Raw genomic sequence first — 20220 nt, forward strand, 5'->3', positions numbered from 1 at the left:
AAAAGGATATAATCTCAAAAGAAAGACATAATAACACTCAAATAATTAGGTGCTATTATGTCTTTGCTCCAATTTCATTCTATTTGTATAACCTCACATGGTTACGAACGCATACCTAACAGAATTAATTTAAATAAGACTTCCTTATTAAATGTTTACTTTTTGAATTTGGCTAATAAGTAAAAGTCAATCCTCCGCCATAACCCATATCACTATCGTAATGGGTAGATAAGGAGAAATACTTAGTCACAATGTACCTCAAACCTCCCATGTATTCCTTGTCTGTGTTTCCCATTAAATTCATTCTTAATCTGCTTGTAAGTGGTATATCTTCCCGCATCAGTTGAAAACGTACTTTGCCTTTACTATCCAACCTTGCTTCTGCGGTAACCATCATAGGTAATATATACTGGAAACCTGCAACAAATGCTTTTCTGTTAGCCTGATTGCTAAGTTGCCCAAAAAGATTTTTTTCTGTTTCATCACGTACGCTGTTATAGTGATAATCAAATCCCACAAATGGGAACAACCACTGCATTTTGCCAATATAACGCCCGAAATAAGTTTCACTTTCATTACCATGGTGGCTTTTTAAACCTAAACGCCACTCGGTAGATAATCTATAACGGGTGTTGGCGAGCATCAACTCTCCATCACTACCATTGCTTTCCAATCCAACTGAGCCCATCAGATGAAACATGCGGTCATCACTGTTTAATTTTCTCTGGGCCAATTTGGGGTTTGGTATTTCTGGATTCGGCGGAGAATTTTCATAGCTGAATACCCTGCCCATTCCGCTCATCATGTGGTAAAGAATGTGGCAATGAAAAAACCAATCGCCACTTTCTGTTGCGGCAAATTCAATGGTGTCTCGTTCCATCGGCATAATATCCAATACGTTTTTCATCGGAGCATTTTCGCCTTCGCTATTTATTACCCTAAAATCATGCCCATGCAAATGCATCGGGTGGCGCATCATACTGTTGTTGTACATAATTATGCGCAGGTTCTCCCCTTTTTTGATCAAAATTTTATCAGATTCTGAAACTGTTTTATTATCCAAAGTCCACACATAACGGTTCATGTTGCCGGTAAGGTCGAATTTTAATTCTTTCCAAGGACCTTCGGGTAAAGTAGTTTTATTGGGGTCACGCAACATGTTATAATTCAACGTTACAATATCTGGACTTTCAGGAGCCATATTCATCCCTGCCATGCTATTGGTGTTTGGCATTTGCATCCCAGACTTACTTTTTTTATGATTCATGTGCATACCAGACATGATTTTACCTTCTCCAGAGTTTTTAATTTCTTCTGCACCAGTTATTTCAGGATACATCACCGTGTTCATATCCATGATCTGGTTCTGCATTTTCATCCCTTCCATCTCTATCATATTTCCCTGCATGTCCATCATCTCGTTCATCATCTTCATCCCTGCAAAATACTTTAGCCGTGGCATTGCCCCCGCAGCCACTTTTTCGCCTGCTCCCAACCATAAAGAAGCGGATTTGGTCCGGTCTTCTGGGGTTACCAAAAACTCGTAACTTTTGTTTTCGGGAATGGTGACCACCACATCATAAGTTTCTGAAACGGCTATAATTAAACGGTCAACTTCTACGGGTTCTACATCATTACCATCTGTAGCTACAACAGTTATTTTACCGCCTGCATATTTTAGCCAAAAATAATCTGATGCGCCTGCATTGGCAATACGCAACCTAACTTTATCACCAGCTTTAAACTGTGGCTGTTCATTTTGGTTTTTTCCGTTAAGCAGGAATGCATCATAATAAACATCACTCACATCCATAGCAGTCATGCGTTTCCATTCGTTGGCCACTTTGGTTTTAAAATGCCCGCCTTTGATGGCTTCAATATAACTTTGTGTTGCCCCTTTTTGGATAGCAAACCAGTCTGTGGCAGCATGAAGGCTACGGTCAACTTCTTTTGGGTTCATATTGGTCCATTCACTAATGATAAGAGGTAGCGTAGGGATATCCCATTCTGCTCTTTTATTCATGATAAATGCACCGTACATTCCAATCTGTTCTTGTAAACCAGAATGGCTATGGTACCAATGGGTGCCATGTTGGATAATGGGAAAGTTATAAATATAGGTTTCTCCGGCTTTAATAGGCATTTGCGTAAGAAAAGGAACCCCATCTTCTTTGTTAGGTAAAAATAGCCCATGCCAGTGTAAAGATGTTTCTTCTTTTAATTTATTGTGTACATAAATCAAAGCGGTATCGCCCTCTGTAAAAGTTAGGGTGGGCATCGGGATTTGTCCATTTACAGCAATAGCCCTTTTCGACTTACCACCGAAGGTTACCGTGGTATCTGCAACATATAAATCATAGCGTACGGTACGTGGAGAAAATTTGCTGGTCTTGTATTTAATACTCCCCAGATTTGCTTTTGCTATTTTTATGTTTTCTGCATTGTTCCCGTCCATTTGCATGCCATCCATATTCATCATGCTTTTTGAATGTTCGGTTTGATCATCCATGGGCATTTTCATATCCCCTGAATGCGCTGGCATTTTAGCATCCGCTTTTTTCATAGGCATTTTCATCTTTTCTTTTGTGTCTGATGCCTTGGACTTTTGCGTTGGCATGTCCATGCCGTCCATTTTCATACCGTCCGTTTTAGGAGCCGGTTTTTTGGTTGGCATTTTTATTTTTTCCTTAGAGGTAGCAGGCTTTACCTTTGTTTTTTCAACTACCAGTTTCATCCCGCATTTTGGGCAATTGCCGGGTTTACTTGCGTGAATTTCTGGATGCATTGGGCAGGTATAGCTTACTTCCTTTTTTTGTGTTTCGGTGGGTTTGGTATTCCCATTTTGCTGTGCAAACGAGACCTGCACCATGCAGATCATCAACATCATTATAATTGTTTTTTTCATTTTTCTAGTTCCTTAATTCCAAACTGTCTTTAATAGTGTTGGCCCAATTTTTTATGCTCATTTTATCTTCTTTAGAAAGGATAGCTTCTTTATGTATCAGCGTGTAAGATGATAGTGGCATAGTACCGTTATTTATACTATTAACTATAGATTTCAACTTACTTTGTTGCCGTCTATTAGAGTAGCTAGCAAACTCATCAAAATTCAGTCCGTTTTTACCTTCCTTGATATGCGATGCCATCCACCAACTTCCAGGTTGGATATTTGCGTACCACGGATAACGAGTATTGTTGCTATGGCAATCATAACACGCAACACTCAATATCATCTGTACCTTTTTTGGCACCGAATATATTTTAGTGATAGAATTTTGATTAACCTGCCCGCTTTGGTTGCGGGCAGGTTGAATAAACTGAATAGCTATTATAATAATAAACAGGACTAATATTATAATCTTAACCCGTTTCATATTTTGTTTAGTTAAGTTCTTCTTTAACAGCACCACAAGTTTCCATCGACATTCCTAAATAAGGATTGTGGATATCCTTGGTTTCGCTTAACCAACTAGCACCTTTATTGTTGTTATACATTGGGCAATTAGAATAATATAGTTTCTCGCCCGCTCCAGTAACTTTTACTAAGTCGTAAACGTCTTTGCTAAGTGTCTCAAAATGCTCACGTTGATGTCCAATATTGCCAGCATTGCTTCCTATATGTTCCGCGTGTTCTCTTGCGTCTGTTTGTATATCAGCAAAAATTTTTGCTTGGTCTGCGGTTAAACTTGATTTATCAAAACCGTCAAAAACTTTTACCAAGCCATTTCCCGCATCTGCTGCTCCTTTGTCATCATCCTTTGCTAAAGCATTCTTCAGATTTAAATAGCCAGTTACAATACCTTTTAAAGGGTTGTCGGCTGTTGCTGCAGTTTCATTCATTGCCATATCCGTAGTTTCAGACGTTGCTTGTTTTGTGCCGTTACTGTTACAGGCTGCAAAGAATATAGTTGATAATGCGATGCTAAAAATTAAAGCTTTCATTTTGTATAATTTAAGATTTGAATTAAAAATTGTTGATTAATTATCTGCAGCATTTTTTTATAAAAAGGATTTTAAAAATCTTTTTTAATACTGCTTTTACATTTGTCATGATATTTTGGATTTCAAAAATCATTAGGGCAACAAATTTCGCCCCGATGATTTTATTTTAAGGTTTCCACTACTTTTCCGCATGTGAGCATGGCGTTACCGTAGTAAGGGTTTTTTACGGATGAACTGCTACTTAACCAGTTTGCCTTTTTCATAGGACAATACATTTGGTAAATGGGTTCAGTTGATAATTGGAAGTTCTTTGCCAAGGCTACCATAGATTCAGAAAGATCAGCGAAATTTGCTCTTTGACTTTTCAGGTCTTTACTTTCTGCTATTTTTCCGGCGTATTTTAAGAGTTCATCTCCGCTATTGCCAACTATTGCTTTTGCTTCGGGAGTATTTAACGCTGTAAGCAGTTCATTTGCTTTTGAGGAAGCAAGGTTTGCGTTGCCGCTTACCAAAGCATCTTTTATATTGTAATACAAAGGAAGTAAGGCAGTTGTCTCGGTCTTATGATTTGCGTGGTCATGTTGTGCAAACGCGGCTTGCGCCAAGGTGGTTGTAAATATAGCAACCATTAAAAATATCTTTTTCATTGTTATTGATTTAAATTGAATAATTATTTTGTCGGGTTAGAAGTTACTAAACCGAAAATAGTTAAAACAAAAAAATCAAATCTGAAAACTTTGGATGGCTATACGAATGTCTGGTATGGGAGGATGGTGTCCTAAGACAAAGAATTTATTTGTAAAAACATTTGAACCAGCATCTAATATATTAAGACTGAAGAGGCCGGTTAAAATAGCAGGAAAAAAAACTGGATTTATTTCTGTGTAGGATGTTTGTGGAGATAATTTATCTGCCTTCGCAAATTTTACGGCTTCATCTTTACAGCAACTATCTGCGTCATTTTCATGATGCTCTACTTCTTTTTCGTGATGATGATTAGAAGATTTTGAAGTTTTATTTTCATGATGGTGTATTTCCTCTTCGTGATGATGACTCGCGGAACTTGCCGTTTTTTCTTGATGATGGCTTGAATTAAACTCCATGTCCATACCCAAAGAACAAGCAAATACCACCATCGTATTCAAAAGAAACACAAATAGCAATAAGCTCGTTTTAATCTGTATGGACAATTGATTTTTCAATGTGCAATCGAAAGTTATTTAAATCAAATATATAACTTCTTTCTTTAATGTTTGTTATATAATTTGAGGAATATGTTGCAAAATTTCGTTGATTATGGATGATCATGATTACAAATTGCGTGTTTTAGGTTAAAAAAGCTTTGAAGGAGATTCATCATTCTACATTTCATAATACTGAAAGGATTGTGCCTAATTCAGTTCATGTCGGTTTTGATTGTCGGTTAAATTAATTCGCATTGTCAAATAAAATAGTTGCAAAAAATCTTTTACTTCATATTATTTAATGATTAAGTTTGATGTTTAAATAAATATGGTCTTAAAACACTTGTTGTCAGCTTGTTTTGTATTTATAACAATTGAATCTTTTGCTCAAAACAAGAACTCAACTGTTAACGAGGCCGTAAAAAAAAGAAAAAACGGATTTGCCATGACCACGGGATTAGCCGTGTTTTCACTTGCTGATGATGGTTTTAGCAGTTATTCTACCAATGCCGCAGGAGAGAATGGTTTGTATTATAGGAGAGATTTCGGCAAGAGTTGGTATTTACAGACTGAACTGAATTTTCAGCGAAAATTTACGGATGTGCCTGTGCAAAACGAGAGTAATAAAATAAGGGTAATGGAACAGTTAGTGCAATTTCCAATTTCTGTTTTTGTAGGAAACCCAACTAAATATAACGCTAGTGCTATAAATTATTCATTTGGAGTAGGTGTATATGTTAGTAAGCCCACTAAACAGGAATACAGGTATGAGGCAGATTTTTCTAACCCAAACTTATACACATCGCAAACAAATTATTACAAAGCCGGATTTTTATTTGACACAACAGTGCTATTTAATGCAACTGAAAAAGCAACGGTAAATATCGGTTTTCGGTCAACATTTGATAGTTTTGACATTAAACCATCTAGCCTTAATAACACTTATTTATTTAGATCTTATCTTATTTATATCGGTTCGGCATTTAGGTGGTAAGGTCTCATACTAAAATATACTATACTATCCCTCTAAATCGACGAACCACTCCTCTGCCTGTTTAATTCCTTCTTTCAAAGCATCCTCTCTAGAAAGACTTTTTTCCGTTAATAATTTGCCTGCAATTTCCAATGCTTTTTCTTTAACGGCTGGTTTTAGATCGCTTAATTTGAGTTTAAATTCATCAAATATTTCTTTTCATCATTCAAATATTTTTACAGCCGAAATTCCCGACTGCGAGTTTAAAAATTATTCTTTCTCGCAAAGTTACGTATAAGGATGTGGCGTTGCTATCTTAACGGCGACTATATAAATAAGCAATGGCAAAATCATGAACTGCAGAACCGGAGAAAGTCCAACATTTACAACAGAGATTATTGGCATACTTTCGGCATAGCTCCAAGTGCCAATTGATAAATGCCTAGTTTCTGCCAGGACTGCACCTATTCCGCCTGCCAGAACCAAAAAAGCAATTCTGCTTGGGTTTAAGTTTTGGATCCAAAGCGCATTTTTATAAATCATACCAAATCCAAAATAAATCAGCAATACCATTATGGCATCAGCTACCGAAGCTAATAAGCAAAAAAGAATGTGGCTCCATATATATACCCCTTCTAAATACAAAGGAATCTGCAAAATCTCCCAGACAGCATTCAGCAGAAATGCAGCTAATATTATGGTAAGCACATAGCGTTTAAAAATCTTTTTTTGAGTAGTCTTTCGCAGTAAAATAACATAAAACAGAATGCTAAGTGATATAGCTATCAAAGGAATCACGACGATTGAAAATGACGAACTCTGCATATACTGGGAGGTTTAAAGTTAGTTGGGGAACAAAAGATGATTGTCTGCAAGGAAAAAGCAGACAATCATCATCAAGCATTTTAAGCAGCTTTTGCTATTTGTTCGCAAGCCTCGGCACATCTGCGACAAGCTTCAGCGCACTCTTTACAATGTTCCATACCCATTTCGGCGTGTTTTTCGCACTCATCCGCACAGGTATTACAAGCATCGGCACAAATTTTACACAGTACTTTACTGTAGTTACTGCCCAAACTCATCAATTCGGCAGCAGAACGACATAAGGCAGCACATTCCATATCTGATTGGATGCACTTAGCCATCATTTTAACATTGTCTTCTTTTAAACATTCTGTTGCACAGTGATTACACGCCATCATACAGGCCAAACAGGCATCAATACATTCTTTGATTTTTTGATTTGTCATAATTTTACTTGTTTAAAATAGTTAAATATTTATTTATGTTATTTGAAATAACCAATTATATGCTCCGACGATAGCAGGTTGCCCTAATAATCGGAGAAAAAAATTATACTTTATCCAAAGGTTTACGTTTATTAACTTCTGTAGCCTTAAATTCTCTCGGAGATTGCCCAGTAACTGCTTTAAACTGATTAGAAAGGTGCGAATTACTACTATAGCCCATTTTCCAAGCAATTTCATTAAGGTTGAGTTCTCCGTATTGAAGCAGTTCTTTTACTTTTTCAATTTTTTGCTGGATAATAAATTTTTCTACGGTAATGCCTTCACTATCCGAAAACAGACGACTCAAATAGCTGTAGTCTTTATGCAATTGCTCGGTAAGCGCCTGGCTAAAGTTGACATGAAGTTCTGGCGATTCTGAATGATGTATAAGTTCTATAATTACATTACGCATACGCTCAATTAGCTTGTCTTTATCCTTTTCAATCAACTCAAATCCGAGTATGTTGAGAGAAGAAGCAATTTCACTTAACTTACTTTCTGAAGGATCAGGAGAAACAACTGCCGTACCCAAAGAAATTTCTGCAACTTGTAAATCCATGTGCTCTAATTGTTGCTTAACAACCAGAATGCAACGATCACAAACCATGTTTTTTATATTTAATAACATTTTATTTTAAGATAATTAGCGTAAAATAAGCAAGGATAAAAACAACCTAATCAATTTTTTATGTCGAAAACGCACCGTTCGCAAGCATAGTCTAATTTATAGGAAAATCGTTTAAACAAAGCAAACATCAAGCCGAATGCCGACCTGATGTTTGCTGGAAAAATGGGTTTAACTATAGCGTTTCTGCCGTATAGCCCGCACCTTTAAGGGTGTCAATAACCTTTTGACCTTCTAGACCAGTCCCACTCTCTACGGTCAATACCTTATCTGGATTTTGGGTGTCAACTTCCCACTTATCCACACCAGAAAGATTATTTAAGTGGGGAGTTACTGCATTGATGCATCCACCGCATTTAATGTTGGTTTTAAATTTTAATGTTTCCATGATTTTTTGTTTTATTGATTGTTAAATTAATTTGTAAAATTTTAATCGAAGACTGTTGCTTACTACAGATACAGAACTTAGCGCCATCGCCGCTCCGGCAATCATCGGGTTCAGTAAAAACCCATTTATCGGATACAAAATTCCCGCTGCAATAGGGATACCGATTAGGTTATAAATAAATGCCCAAAATAGGTTTTGCCTGATGGTACGCACTGTCAGTCGGGATAAGCGTATCGCTTTTGGCACCTGAATCAAATCTGAAGACACCAATGTGATTTTGGCTACATCAATTGCTATATCAGAACCTTTTCCCATCGCAATGGAAACATCAGCCTGTGCCAATGCTTGGCTGTCGTTAATTCCATCTCCAATCATGGCAACAACTTTTCCTTGCTTTTGTAGCTCTTGAACAAAATCAGCCTTGTCGGATGGCAAAACTTCTGCTTTGAACTCCGCAATTCCTACTTGCTTAGCAACCGCAGCTGCAGTTTGCTGATTGTCGCCGGTAAGCATATACACCGCAATGCCTTGGTGTAATAATTCTTGTACCGCTTTTGCAGAACCTTCCTTAATTTGATCTGCGATGGCAACAATGGCGATCATTTGGGTTTTATCTGTAAAATAGATAACCGTTTTAGCCTGTTGCTGTAACGCATTAACTTTGTTTTGTAGATCCTCGGGTACAATAATTTCCAGGTCTTTCAAAATTTTATGACTGCCTGCCCAATAAGTTTGGCCATCAAAAACGGCTTTCACACCTTTGCCAGTCAAACTTTCAAACTCGCTTACTTGTAGCGTAGCATTGCTTTCAGCCTTCAAATGTTTAACAATAGCTTCCGCAAGCGGATGTTCGGATTGCTGTTCCAAGCTGAAAAATATCTTTGTCAGGATTTGCTGGTTATTTTGCGAATCTCCCAACCAGATCAGTTCAGTTACTTCGGGCGTACCTTTAGTCAACGTTCCTGTTTTATCCAGTACCACTGCATTTACTTTATGTCCAGATTCTAATGCTTCCGCGTCTTTAATTAGGATTCCGTTTTCTGCACCTTTGCCAATACCCACCATAATAGCTGTGGGCGTTGCAAGTCCTAAGGCACATGGGCAGGCAATTACCAATACGGTTACCATAGCAAGCAAACCATGCGTAAAGGCATTTTCTCCACCAACCAGCACCCAAGTCAACAGTGTAAGCAAAGCAATAGCCATCACGATAGGAACAAATATCCCAGCAATTTTATCCACCAGTTTTTGTACGGGAGCTTTTGAGCCTTGCGCATCCTGCACCATTTTAATAATCTGTGCAAGCATCGTTTCTCCGCCTACTTTTTCGGCAGTAAAACGGAAGCTTCCTTTTTGATTGATGGTACCTGCAAAAACTTTGTCGCCCTTGTTTTTTGCGACAGCCACAGGCTCTCCGGAAATCATGCTTTCATCCACGTAAGAACTGCCCTGATAAACCTCTCCATCAACCGGGATTTTTTCTCCGGAGCGTACCAATAGCTGGTCGTTGATATGCACATCTGAAATGGGTATTTCTTTTTCGCCAGCTTCAGTAATTACCAGCACCGTTTTAGGTTGCAGGCCAATCAGCTTTTTTATGGCAGAAGAGGTGTTGGATTTTGCCCGCTCTTCCAATAGTTTGCCCAGCATAATAAAAACGATTACCACGGCAGCAGCTTCAAAATAAACATGTGGATGCAAACCACGGCGATGCCAAAACTCAGGGTTTAAGGTATTAAACACACTAAATAAATAGGCAATGCCCGTACTTAAGGCAACCAATGTGTCCATATTAGCCCTGCTGTGGTGGGCTTGCTTAAAAGCACCAATAAAGAAGCTTTTCCCGAATACAAACAAAACGGGTGTGGTTAAAGCCCACATATAATAGTTCCCCCATTTCATATCCATGAAAAACATACCTATGATGACTACTGGTAAAGTTAAAATCGCTGCTGCGATGATTCGCTTTTTGAGCGTCTGGTAATTGCTGCGTTGTGCTTCTTCCTGTTTTTCTTTACCGCTTTCAGCGTCAAGTATCAGATCATAACCGATAGCCTGAAGCGCCTCTTGAAAATCAGATGGCTGGATTTGGTCAGGGTAATAAGAAATTTTAACGGACTGGGTGGCGTAATTTACCGCTGCACTGTCAACTCCACTTTGTGAAGAAATCATACTTTCCACACTGGCTGCACAGGCAGCACAGGTCATCCCTAATACCGGGAGCGAAAGGGTGGCTATATTTTTTTCTTTGTTCATTTTAATCTTTTTGATAAACAAAGATAGTTGAGACGGCTGCCTGCATTCTTACAGGATTTCGATAAAAATATGTATGATTTTGTATATTATTTCCCTAACAAAGGTTTTGTTTTGGCGTAATTATTGTTTTTTTTTATCCAAACGGATATTAGGCTAAGCCATAAAATGGAAATTACATTTCGAGATTTGCACAGCCCATAATCCCATTTCCGATAGCATTCGTTTAGACGGACTTGAAACACCGATAAAGAATACCGTTTAAACACCACTTACATTTTAGGTAAAATTTGGTGTTTCTGGTAACTAGGATGGTGATTACGGTTGGGGAGCGGGTTTAAGAATTATTTATTAAATATATTATCAAACATAAAGTATAAAATCATGGAGAATAATCATTCAAACACAGAAAAAAAGGCATGGGCTACCGAAAATTTGCCTTAACCATGGGTATTTCATTTATAGTGATGTACTTTATCATGTTCATCAACATTGTGGATATCAATCATTTTTATATCAGCCTTAACCGTATTTATATGGCTCTCTTAATGGTAAGCCCAATGGCTATTATTATGCTTTTGATGATGGGTGAAATGTATCCGAATAAGAAGATGAATAAAGCCATTATTATAGGAAGTATAGTGGTTTTCGGAGTAGTGCTTACAGCTTTAAGAACCCAAACGACTGTTGGAGATGAACAGTATATGAAAGCCATGATACCTCACCATTCATCGGCTATAATGACCAGTCAAAACGCCAATATTAAAGACCCAGAAGTAAGGAAATTGGCGGATGATATCATTAAAGCACAAAAGAAAGAAATTGCGGAGATGAAAGCCATACTGGCAAGGATGAAATAAATTGACTTTAGATTAACGGTAAGAACGAAAAAAAAGTTAAAGCAAACTTAATAGACATTAATTATAATAACACATATCACTTTTAAAAGTGATATGTGTTATTATTTTTCATCTAATTTAAATCATCTTTGAAAACAGGATTTTTATTTAATGAAAGTGCTTTTTCCATTGGAATGGATAAAGTGGACGGTGACCAATAATAATGCACTAAAAATATTAAACCTTAAAGATCTTTAATTTTAACACTATAGAAAATAGTATTCATAATCAAATAAACAATGGATCACTCCAATATGGATCACAGTAAAATGGATCATTCCAAAATGGATCATGATGCCATCCCAATGGGAATGGCTGGTCATGATCATCACAAAATGATGATTGCAGACTTTAAAAAACGATTCTGGCTGACTTTGGTTCTTACAGGACCAATCCTGTTGATTTCGCCAATGATACAGGATTTTTTCAATTATAAGTTTTTGCTTCCGGGCAATCCCTACTTTCTTTTTGGTCTATCCAGCATCTTATATTTTTATGGTGGCTGGCCTTTTTTAAAAGGTTTATGGTCTGAAGTTAAAAAAGCTTCGCCGGGGATGATGACCTTAATTGCCATGGCTATTAGTGTCGCCTATTTTTATAGTTCGGCAACGGTTTTCGGTTTGCCCGGAGTAGATTTCTTTTGGGAACTGGCCACGCTGATTGCGATTATGCTTTTAGGTCATTGGATAGAAATGAAAAGTGTGCTGGGCGCTTCAAAAGCGTTGCAACTGTTAGTGAGTATGATGCCTGCGGAAGCACACCGAGTAAAGGGAGAAAGTGTAGAAGATATTAAGTTGGAAGATTTAATGAAAGATGATATCATCTTGGTAAAGCCCGGTGAAAAAGTGCCAGCTGATGGTATCATTACTGAAGGGAGTAGCTACTTAAACGAGTCTATGCTTACGGGCGAATCAAAACCAGTAAAGAAAGAGCTCAATGAAAAAGTAATTGGCGGGTCGATTAACGGTAACGGCGTATTAAGGGTCAAGGTAGAACACACTGGTAAAGACAGTTACCTTAATAAGGTAATCAAAATGGTGGAAGATGCTCAAAAAACCAAATCCAAAATGCAGAATCTTTCAGACCGGGCTGCAAAATGGCTTACGTATGTTGCCTTAGTTGTAGGTTTTGGTACACTAGCTGTCTGGCTGATATTAGGTTTCCCTTTTGTGTATGCTTTAGAACGAATGGTTACGGTTATGGTTATTGCCTGTCCTCACGCCTTAGGCTTGGCTATACCTTTGGTAGTCGCAATCTCTACCGCAGTATCTGCACAAAACGGTTTATTGATACGCAATAGAACTGCGTTTGAAGAGTCACGTAAAATTTCCGTGTTGTTGTTTGATAAAACCGGAACACTTACAAAAGGAGATTTTGGGGTAACACGAATACAATCTGTGGATAAGAGCTATTCTGATCAAGAAATCCTTCGTTTAGCCAGTGCTTTAGAGCAAAGCTCTGAGCACCCTATTGCTGTGGGGATTTTAAAGAAAGTTAAAGATGAAAAAATTACCATACCACAACTTCAAAAATTTAACGCAATTACTGGTAAAGGGGTTGAGGCCAGCGTGGAAGGGAAAGATATAAAAGTGGTAAGCCCAGGATATTTAAGAGACGAGAAAATCAGCATTCCAGAAGATGCTTTTAGTGATGCCGCAGAAACGGTTGTATTTGTTTTAGTTGAGGGAAAGCTTGCCGGATATATTGCCTTGGCAGATGAAATCAGACCTGAATCTGCGGAAGCAATTAAAATATTTAAAAAGAATAATATTAAAGTCTTGATGGCAACTGGCGACAATGAAAAAACCGCAAAGGCTGTTAGCGATAAGCTTGGATTAGATGGATATTTTGCAGAAGTGCTTCCTCACAAAAAAGTGGAGATTGTAAAAGAACTACAAAGCAAAGGAGAGTTTGTTGCGATGACTGGTGACGGCGTTAATGATGCTCCAGCATTGGCGCAGGCTAATGTTGGAATTGCTGTGGGCTCCGGAACAGATGTAGCTGCCGAAACAGCAGATATTATTTTAGTAAATAGCAACCCGCAGGACATTGCAAACCTAATTCTTTTCGGAAAAGCGACCTATCAAAAAATGATTCAGAATTTGATTTGGGCAACTGGCTACAACATAATCGCCATTCCGCTTGCAGCAGGAGCACTTTATTCTTCAGGGTTTGTTTTAGGCCCTGCGATAGGAGCAGTATTCATGAGTTTAAGCACAATTATAGTGGCTATTAATGCACAGTTATTGAAAAGAAAAATTAGTAAAAAAGCATGACATAATTGAATAATTACCGAGTACATTTTTTATGTACAGGTCGCGGTGATCATAATTTTGTAGAAGGTAGATTCAAGTAATAAATAAAGTGATTAAAAGATCATCTCAGCATCTCTTTGGTAATGAATAGTTATTAAATGTATTGTTAAATGGGATCATTAATAGTATCTTTGGAACAACAAATAGGATGAGAACCAAAAGGTTACCCGTATTTGGATTGAAGCTTTAACGAGCTGAAATAAAGATATTTAGAGATAAGGATACAAATCCTGCCATCCCGACTGACAACAGTCAAAATAGTTTAAAAACCCGAAAATCTTAAATATTTTCGGGTTTTTTGTTTTTAGTCTTACCAAGAAATGCTGCCTTTTAGAAATCAAATATGTTTCAAACTGCTTATTGCGTAAAAAAATCTAAAAGAGGATGTAAATTCTTTTTATAACTTTATTTCGATGAAAAAAAATATTGAGACTGAGCTTGTAGGAGTTAAAGAAATAGCCAGAAGGGCAGAGGTGGCTATTGCAACAGTAGATCGTGTTTTAAATAATCGAAAAGGCGTTTCTGCTAAAACGAAAGAAAAAATTCTAGGAATTATTAAAGAATTAGATTACAAGCCAAATATAATGGCTCGTAGACTTGCCTCAAATAAAACATTAAAATTTGCGGTGCTAATACCAAAGGTATCAGAAGAGACAGATTATTGGAAAGCCCCTTTAGAAGGTGTTAAAAATGCTGCAAGTGAAATAAAGGATTATGGGATTATTGTAGATATCTATTTTTTTGATCAAAATAATAAACTTACGTTTAGTACAGAAGCTGTCAAAATTCTAGAAAAGGACTATCAGGGTGTAATTTTAGCTCCAATGTTTGAAGAGGAATCAATCTCATTTATCCAAAAGTGCTACATTAAAAATATTCCGTATGTTTTTATCAATTCTGATATAGATGAACAAAATAGTTTATGTTATATAGGTCCTAATCTATATCAAAGTGGTTATTTAGCAGGGCATCTTATTAGTTATTTGATTAGTGAAAAGCAAAAAATACTTTTAGTAAATATTTCTAAAGAAATAGATCCTCACCATCACTTGCTTAGAAAAGAAGAAGGATTTAGGGCGTATTTTAATGTAAATCATAAGGAGAATGATTTGATAAAAATTGATATAAAGGAAACAGATTATCTTTCTGTTAAGCAAAAAATTGCCGAAGTACTAACTCAAACTTCTATTGATATTATTTTTGTAACTAATTCTAGGGTTTCTTCAGTAGCTAGATATTTAGAAGAAACTGGACAAAGCCATATTAAATTAATTGGCTATGATTTTTTAGAAGAAAATATCAATTATCTAAAAAAAAATGTAATCGACTTTTTGATTTGTCAGAAACCACAAGAACAGGGGTACAAAGGTATTATGGCTCTATATAATTTTCTTGTTAATTCCTCAGCTGTTGACAAGCAAAATTATATGCCAATTGATATTATTACCAAAGAAAATTATAAATTCTATAAAAACTAGAGTTATTTAGTGATAATTTAATGATTTTTATGGTATTTTGTTGTGATTTAAGGTTTTTATATTGGCGTTAGGTCTAGTTTGTTATAACATATTCTTTTCTTTGTAAAAAAAAACATGGTTTATCTGGTTTTTTGATAGATAAATCTAGTTATAATATAAAAACTCAAAAAATATTTGGTTTATAAAAAAAAGATATTTACTTTCGGTTACGTAACCGTTAAAATAGACAGAGAAGTAATCAATTTTGATACTTCGTTTTTTTTGATTTAAAGCGGTTACGTTACCGTTTATGTTTAATAGAATTTAATATTTAAAATAAAACAGATATAATATGATGATTAAAAAGAGACTAATTGTACTGCTTTCTTTAATATTGGTAACAACATTTTCTTTTAACTTGAAGGCTCAAAACGTTTCTTCAGGTATTGTTAATGGAAAAGTTGTGGACGAATTGACAGGTGAGTTGCTTCCTGGTGTGTCTGTTTCTCTTTTGTCAACTGGTAAAGGAGTAATGACAGATAAGGATGGGAAATTTAGAATTCAGATTGAGGGTAAAAATCCTGTATTGGTTTTTAATTATCTAGGGTTTAAAAAAACTTCTGTTAATATTACTGGTCAAACAGATATTGAGGTAAAATTAAGTCAGGATCTTATAAAATTAAGTGAAGTTACTGTAGTTGTGGGTTATGGTACTCAAAAAAAGAGAGAGGTAACTGGAGCTATAGGGTCTGTTTCTGGAGATCAAATGGAAACTCATCCTTTGGGTGATATTAATACAAGTTTACAAGGTAAAATAGCTGGCTTGCAAATTACGTCTAATTCAGGGGAGCCTGGTGCTGGAGCTACCGTTAGAATTAGAGGTGCTTCTTCTGTAAATGGTAGCAGTCAACCATTGTATATAGTAGATGGAGTTCCAATTAACACAGAGATATATTCTGGAGGGAGAGTAAATGATGCGTCTACTTTTAGTCCACTTGCAGATATAAATCCTTCTGATATTGAATCGGTAGAGGTTCTTAAAGATGGAACAGCGTCCATTTATGGGTCTAGGGCTTCCAACGGGGTAATTATTATTACTACAAAAACAGGTAAAAATCTTAAAAAACCAGTTTTGGCATTCTCAGCTAATACGAGTATGACGGAGCTAGGAAGAACAGTTGGTATATTAAATGCGCCACAATGGAGAAGCGCCTATATAGATGCTATTTATAATAGTACGGGTCAAATGACAACAAAAGTGTCAGTAATAGATTCTCTTCATCCCTATTATTCTAAATCAATTGATTGGCATGACATCATGTACAGACAAGCTTTACAGTATAAAGCTGATGTTAATATTAGTGGAGGATCAAAGGATAATACTATAAATTACTATTTAAGTGCCGGGTATAAAAATTTAGATCCAATTATTAGAGAAACCAAATATAAACAAGGTACTGCTACAGCTAAGGTTTATTATACTTTTAATAAAAGCATTTCAGGGAGTTCTGCTTTCAATTTATCAACTACAGATTATACTCGTATTCTTTCTGGACTTAGTGGTCAAAGTGTAGTTTATCAAGCATTAAGTACAATGCCGGTATATAATCCTTATGATCCTTTAACGGGTAATATTATTCCATTATTTGAGGGAAGTAAACCTAATCCTTTAGCAATTGCTCAATTAGCGGCTAATGGGATAAAAAGATCTCGGGTTTTTGGAAATCAAGATTTTAAAATTTGGCTTACTAAAAATTTAAGGTTTACAACAAGTTTTGGTATTGACTATGAGGTAGGTGAGATGACAAATTTCACTCCATTAAGTCTTTTGCCACAAGGACAATTAAGTCGTACATCTTTACAAAACACCAATTCAGGTTCATATATTAACGAGAATTTGTTGACATACAAGCTAACGCTTAATAAAAGCCACAATTTCAACTTTCTTTTAGGGCAATCCTATCAAAAATATAATAACAATGCTATTGAACTTGAAGGAACAGGCTTGGCAGATGCTCAGATTACTACAATAGGGGCTTCTTCTGTACTTTCTTATTACAATCAAAGTATTGCAGAGCACTCATTATTGTCTTTTTTTACCAGAGCAAATTATGATTATAAAGGAAAATACCTGATTTCATTGGTGATGAGGCAAGATGGCTCATCTCGTTTTGGTCCAGATAATAAATATGGCTATTTTCCTTCTGTTTCTGGAGGTTGGAGGTTTACAGAAGAGGAGTGGATTAAAAAATTAAACTTATTTACGGAGGGTAAATTAAGGGGAAGCTTTGGAGTTACAGGAAATCAATCTATTGGTAACTATTCTGCACAAGGAGGATTCAATAGTAACGGAACTTATCTAGGTCAATCAGCTATTATTCTTAATGGAGTTCCTAACGGATCTTTAAAATGGGAAAATACACAGCAAGGTAATATTGGTTTAGATGTTTCATTTTTAAAAGATCGTGTTTTATTTACAGCTGATGCTTATCACAAGAAAACAACTGACCTACTATTTGATGTAACTGTTCCGGAGTCAACAGGTGTTAGCACAGTTCCGGGTAATTTTGGCTCTTTACAAAATAATGGGCTGGAGTTTACTTTAAATACTGTTAATATAGTTGCTCCTTTTAAATGGGTTTCCACTTTTACTCTTGCACTAAACAAGAATAAAATTCTTGAACTCCCAGGAAATCAAGATTATAGACCAAATATATATAATATGGCTAGAGTAGGGCAGCCAGTTGGTGTGTTTTATGGGCTTAAAGCTTTGGGAATATACTCAAGAGATGAAGATAATATATTTATTAAAAATGAAACTACTGGCGAGGTTTTACCTTACAAACAAGGTTCGGCAAATGGAAAGGTTTATAAAGGAGGAGATGTAATATGGGAAGATTTAAACGGAGATGGAATTATTAATGATGATGATTTACAAATAATTGGTAATCCGAATCCTGATTTTATTGGAGGATTTCAGAATGAGGTTACGTACAAAAACTTTAGTTTAAATGCATTATTCACTTATAGCTTTGGTGCAGATGTTTTTAATGAATTAAAAAGAAATTTAGACTCTTCACCAATAGATCAAAACTTTTCAACAGATCAACTTAGAAGATGGAGAAAACAAGGAGACATTACTGATATTCCTATTCTTGTTAAAACAGATCCTATGCTAAATAATGCTGTATCAAGCAGGTTTGTAGAAGACGCATCTTTTATAAGATTGCAAAATATAGCTTTAAATTACAAATTACCTGTAGGCTTAGTATCCCGTCTTAAATTAACTGGAGCTACAATAGGCTTAAGTGCGTCAAATTTATTTACTTGGGGTGCTTACACCGGTTATGATCCAGAAGTAAGTTCTTCTGCCAATTCATTAGCTGCAGGAGTAGATAGGGGGTCATTTCCAAGATCAAAATCATACAACTTTTCATTAAACATTAAACTGTAAATAAAATGAAGTTTAACAGAACCATAAACGGCCTACTTTCATTGCTTTTGGTGTTAGGTTTTAGTGCTTGTAAAAAAGCTTTGGAATTTAATCCTACTACCGAATATTCTAATGCTAATTTTTGGAAAGAGACTTCGCAGGCTACTGCGGCATTAAACGGGGCTTATACATTATTACAATCTGCTTTAGGTCCAGAGGGTGTTTATTACGGAGAAGCTAGAGCTGATAATATTGCTTTAAATCTTATTTCATTAAACACCGAATCTCTAAATCTTTTAACAAATAATGTTAATTCCAGTTTAAGAATATCAAATTGGAATCAATTGTATGCTGTTGTTAATCAAGCTAATTTGGTAATTAAGAATACTAAAATCATGAAAGATAATGGTATTTACAGCAATAAGCTTTCAGAGTATAATCAAGTAACCGGACAAGCTTATGCATTAAGAGCCCTTTGCTATTTTAATATGACACGCTTATGGGGCGATTTACCCTTGGTAACAGAGCCTTTAAAAGATGCAACAGATGATTATTATATCCCAAGATCCGATACTTCCCAAGTTTATATTCAAATCGAGTCTGATTTAGATTCAGCATCAAATCGTTTAGTAGCAACTTATTCTCCATCAATTTATACAAAGGCGCAATTTACATTAGGGGGAGTTAATGCGATTTACACTGATCTTTACATGTGGAGACACCAATATGATAAGGCAATTGTATCCTCGCAAAAAATTATAACCAATACCGCAAATTATAGTTTAACATCTTTGACTGATGCTTCCGTTTTAGACAATACTTCTTATGCTAAAATGTTTACTACGGGAATTTCTTCTGAAAGTATTTTTGAAATAGATTATAATTTTTCTGAAAGAGGTAAGAGATCATTTTACATACAGGTATATGGCGATTTAGGTTTTCAACCTGCATTTCAAGTTAGTGAACAATTAATGACAAAATTTTCTCCTAATGATTTAAGAGCAAAAATTGCATTTGATGATAGGAGGGCAATAAATAAGTTTTTTGAGAAAACAAATTTTAATAGAAGCCAAATGGATGATAAGAATGTAATCATTTACAGACTTTCAGATATTCTACTGCTAAGAGCCGAAGCGTTAAATAAGAAAAAACGTGTTCCTGAAGCTATCGCTATCGTTAACCAGATGAAAGTAAGAGCTGGAGAAGTTGCTTTACTACCTGCCTATTATAATACACTTACAGAAAATCAAATCGAGAATTTAATCTTAGATGAACGCTCAAAAGAGTTATGTTTTGAAGGTAAAAGATGGTTTGATTTAGTAAGAACAGGAAAAGCAATAGAAGTTATGCAACCAATTAATGGTCTTAGTGATCCTCAAAATTATTTGTGGCCTATATATCTGAATGAAATCAGGCTGAATCCTTTATTAAAACAAAATTCATATTATCAATAAATATAAAG

The 20220-nt window shown here is 35.9% G+C and carries 16 protein-coding genes; 6 read left to right on the forward strand and 10 right to left on the reverse strand.

The genetic code is table 11. The features are described 5' to 3' along the window. Positions 1-172 precede the first annotated feature (172 nt). From FA046_RS08720 to FA046_RS08740, 5 genes are all read right to left on the reverse strand, one after another. The gene (locus FA046_RS08720; protein WP_136825992.1) at positions 173-2905 is read right to left on the reverse strand and encodes a multicopper oxidase domain-containing protein; all 2733 of its coding nucleotides are present in this window, start codon (positions 2903-2905) and stop codon (positions 173-175) included. 4 nt (positions 2906-2909) lie between these two features. Beyond that, complete coding sequence (locus FA046_RS08725) at positions 2910-3374, reverse strand: heme-binding domain-containing protein (RefSeq protein WP_136825993.1); 465 nt, start codon at positions 3372-3374, stop codon at positions 2910-2912. 7 nt (positions 3375-3381) lie between these two features. Continuing rightward, positions 3382-3942, reverse strand: a complete 561-nt coding sequence (locus tag FA046_RS08730; RefSeq protein WP_136825994.1) for a DUF3347 domain-containing protein — start codon at positions 3940-3942, stop codon at positions 3382-3384. 161 nt (positions 3943-4103) lie between these two features. After that, positions 4104-4589 (reverse strand): DUF3347 domain-containing protein, encoded by a 486-nt coding sequence (locus tag FA046_RS08735; protein WP_225870901.1) that lies wholly within the window; start codon positions 4587-4589, stop codon positions 4104-4106. A gap of 75 nt (positions 4590-4664) precedes the next feature. Continuing rightward, positions 4665-5078, reverse strand: coding sequence for a hypothetical protein (locus tag FA046_RS08740; protein WP_136825995.1), 414 nt, complete (start codon positions 5076-5078; stop codon positions 4665-4667). Between the two features lie 493 nt (positions 5079-5571). Between FA046_RS08740 and FA046_RS08745 the strand changes: the two genes are divergently transcribed. After that, the gene (locus tag FA046_RS08745) at positions 5572-6120 is read left to right on the forward strand and encodes a hypothetical protein (RefSeq protein WP_169303338.1); all 549 of its coding nucleotides are present in this window, start codon (positions 5572-5574) and stop codon (positions 6118-6120) included. A 267-nt stretch (positions 6121-6387) separates the two neighbouring features. Here FA046_RS08745 and FA046_RS08750 read toward each other — a convergent pair whose 3' ends face one another. The 5 genes from FA046_RS08750 to FA046_RS08770 form a co-directional block, all read right to left on the reverse strand. Further along, positions 6388-6924 (reverse strand): hypothetical protein, encoded by a 537-nt coding sequence (locus FA046_RS08750; protein ID WP_136825997.1) that lies wholly within the window; start codon positions 6922-6924, stop codon positions 6388-6390. Positions 6925-7004: 80 nt separating this feature from the next. After that, entirely contained in the window at positions 7005-7244 is a 240-nt protein-coding gene (locus FA046_RS08755) for a four-helix bundle copper-binding protein (protein ID WP_225870902.1), read from the reverse strand. Positions 7245-7452: 208 nt separating this feature from the next. Continuing rightward, positions 7453-8016 carry a helix-turn-helix domain-containing protein gene (locus tag FA046_RS08760; RefSeq protein ID WP_136825999.1) on the reverse strand — a complete coding sequence of 188 codons (564 nt, stop codon included), beginning with the start codon at positions 8014-8016 and terminating at the stop codon, positions 7453-7455. Between the two features lie 172 nt (positions 8017-8188). Then, positions 8189-8401 (reverse strand): heavy-metal-associated domain-containing protein, encoded by a 213-nt coding sequence (locus tag FA046_RS08765; protein WP_136826000.1) that lies wholly within the window; start codon positions 8399-8401, stop codon positions 8189-8191. A 21-nt stretch (positions 8402-8422) separates the two neighbouring features. After that, positions 8423-10657 carry a heavy metal translocating P-type ATPase gene (locus FA046_RS08770; protein ID WP_136826001.1) on the reverse strand — a complete coding sequence of 745 codons (2235 nt, stop codon included), beginning with the start codon at positions 10655-10657 and terminating at the stop codon, positions 8423-8425. A gap of 416 nt (positions 10658-11073) precedes the next feature. Between FA046_RS08770 and FA046_RS08775 the strand changes: the two genes are divergently transcribed. The 5 genes from FA046_RS08775 to FA046_RS08795 all read left to right on the forward strand — a co-directional run bounded on the left by FA046_RS08775 (position 11074) and on the right by FA046_RS08795 (position 20212). After that, positions 11074-11514, forward strand: coding sequence for a DUF305 domain-containing protein (locus FA046_RS08775; protein ID WP_136826002.1), 441 nt, complete (start codon positions 11074-11076; stop codon positions 11512-11514). A gap of 278 nt (positions 11515-11792) precedes the next feature. Next, positions 11793-13829, forward strand: coding sequence for a copper-translocating P-type ATPase (locus tag FA046_RS08780; protein ID WP_136826003.1), 2037 nt, complete (start codon positions 11793-11795; stop codon positions 13827-13829). A 452-nt stretch (positions 13830-14281) separates the two neighbouring features. After that, on the forward strand, positions 14282-15346 hold the full coding sequence (locus tag FA046_RS08785; RefSeq protein ID WP_136826004.1) for a LacI family DNA-binding transcriptional regulator: 1065 nt from the start codon (positions 14282-14284) through the stop codon (positions 15344-15346). A gap of 331 nt (positions 15347-15677) precedes the next feature. Continuing rightward, entirely contained in the window at positions 15678-18779 is a 3102-nt protein-coding gene (locus FA046_RS08790) for a SusC/RagA family TonB-linked outer membrane protein (RefSeq protein ID WP_136826005.1), read from the forward strand. Between the two features lie 5 nt (positions 18780-18784). Further along, on the forward strand, positions 18785-20212 hold the full coding sequence (locus FA046_RS08795; protein WP_136826006.1) for a RagB/SusD family nutrient uptake outer membrane protein: 1428 nt from the start codon (positions 18785-18787) through the stop codon (positions 20210-20212). Positions 20213-20220: the final 8 nt, after the last annotated feature.

The organism is Pedobacter cryophilus (assembly GCF_005116455.1).
In the GTDB taxonomy this organism is placed as follows: domain Bacteria; phylum Bacteroidota; class Bacteroidia; order Sphingobacteriales; family Sphingobacteriaceae; genus Pseudopedobacter; species Pseudopedobacter cryophilum.

What these genes read in the sequence shown, in the direction of transcription:
- FA046_RS08720 (WP_136825992.1), bottom strand. Translation starts at nt 2,905, where the DNA reads ATGAAAAAAACAATTATAATGATGTTGATGATCTGCATGGTGCAGGTC.
- FA046_RS08725 (WP_136825993.1), bottom strand. Translation starts at nt 3,374, where the DNA reads ATGAAACGGGTTAAGATTATAATATTAGTCCTGTTTATTATTATAATA.
- FA046_RS08730 (WP_136825994.1), bottom strand. Translation starts at nt 3,942, where the DNA reads ATGAAAGCTTTAATTTTTAGCATCGCATTATCAACTATATTCTTTGCA.
- FA046_RS08735 (WP_225870901.1), bottom strand. Translation starts at nt 4,589, where the DNA reads ATGAAAAAGATATTTTTAATGGTTGCTATATTTACAACCACCTTGGCG.
- FA046_RS08740 (WP_136825995.1), bottom strand. Translation starts at nt 5,078, where the DNA reads ATGGTGGTATTTGCTTGTTCTTTGGGTATGGACATGGAGTTTAATTCA.
- FA046_RS08745 (WP_169303338.1), top strand. Translation starts at nt 5,572, where the DNA reads ATGACCACGGGATTAGCCGTGTTTTCACTTGCTGATGATGGTTTTAGC.
- FA046_RS08750 (WP_136825997.1), bottom strand. Translation starts at nt 6,924, where the DNA reads ATGCAGAGTTCGTCATTTTCAATCGTCGTGATTCCTTTGATAGCTATA.
- FA046_RS08755 (WP_225870902.1), bottom strand. Translation starts at nt 7,244, where the DNA reads ATGGCTAAGTGCATCCAATCAGATATGGAATGTGCTGCCTTATGTCGT.
- FA046_RS08760 (WP_136825999.1), bottom strand. Translation starts at nt 8,016, where the DNA reads ATGTTATTAAATATAAAAAACATGGTTTGTGATCGTTGCATTCTGGTT.
- FA046_RS08765 (WP_136826000.1), bottom strand. Translation starts at nt 8,401, where the DNA reads ATGGAAACATTAAAATTTAAAACCAACATTAAATGCGGTGGATGCATC.
- FA046_RS08770 (WP_136826001.1), bottom strand. Translation starts at nt 10,657, where the DNA reads ATGAACAAAGAAAAAAATATAGCCACCCTTTCGCTCCCGGTATTAGGG.
- FA046_RS08775 (WP_136826002.1), top strand. Translation starts at nt 11,074, where the DNA reads ATGGGCTACCGAAAATTTGCCTTAACCATGGGTATTTCATTTATAGTG.
- FA046_RS08780 (WP_136826003.1), top strand. Translation starts at nt 11,793, where the DNA reads ATGGATCACTCCAATATGGATCACAGTAAAATGGATCATTCCAAAATG.
- FA046_RS08785 (WP_136826004.1), top strand. Translation starts at nt 14,282, where the DNA reads ATGAAAAAAAATATTGAGACTGAGCTTGTAGGAGTTAAAGAAATAGCC.
- FA046_RS08790 (WP_136826005.1), top strand. Translation starts at nt 15,678, where the DNA reads ATGATGATTAAAAAGAGACTAATTGTACTGCTTTCTTTAATATTGGTA.
- FA046_RS08795 (WP_136826006.1), top strand. Translation starts at nt 18,785, where the DNA reads ATGAAGTTTAACAGAACCATAAACGGCCTACTTTCATTGCTTTTGGTG.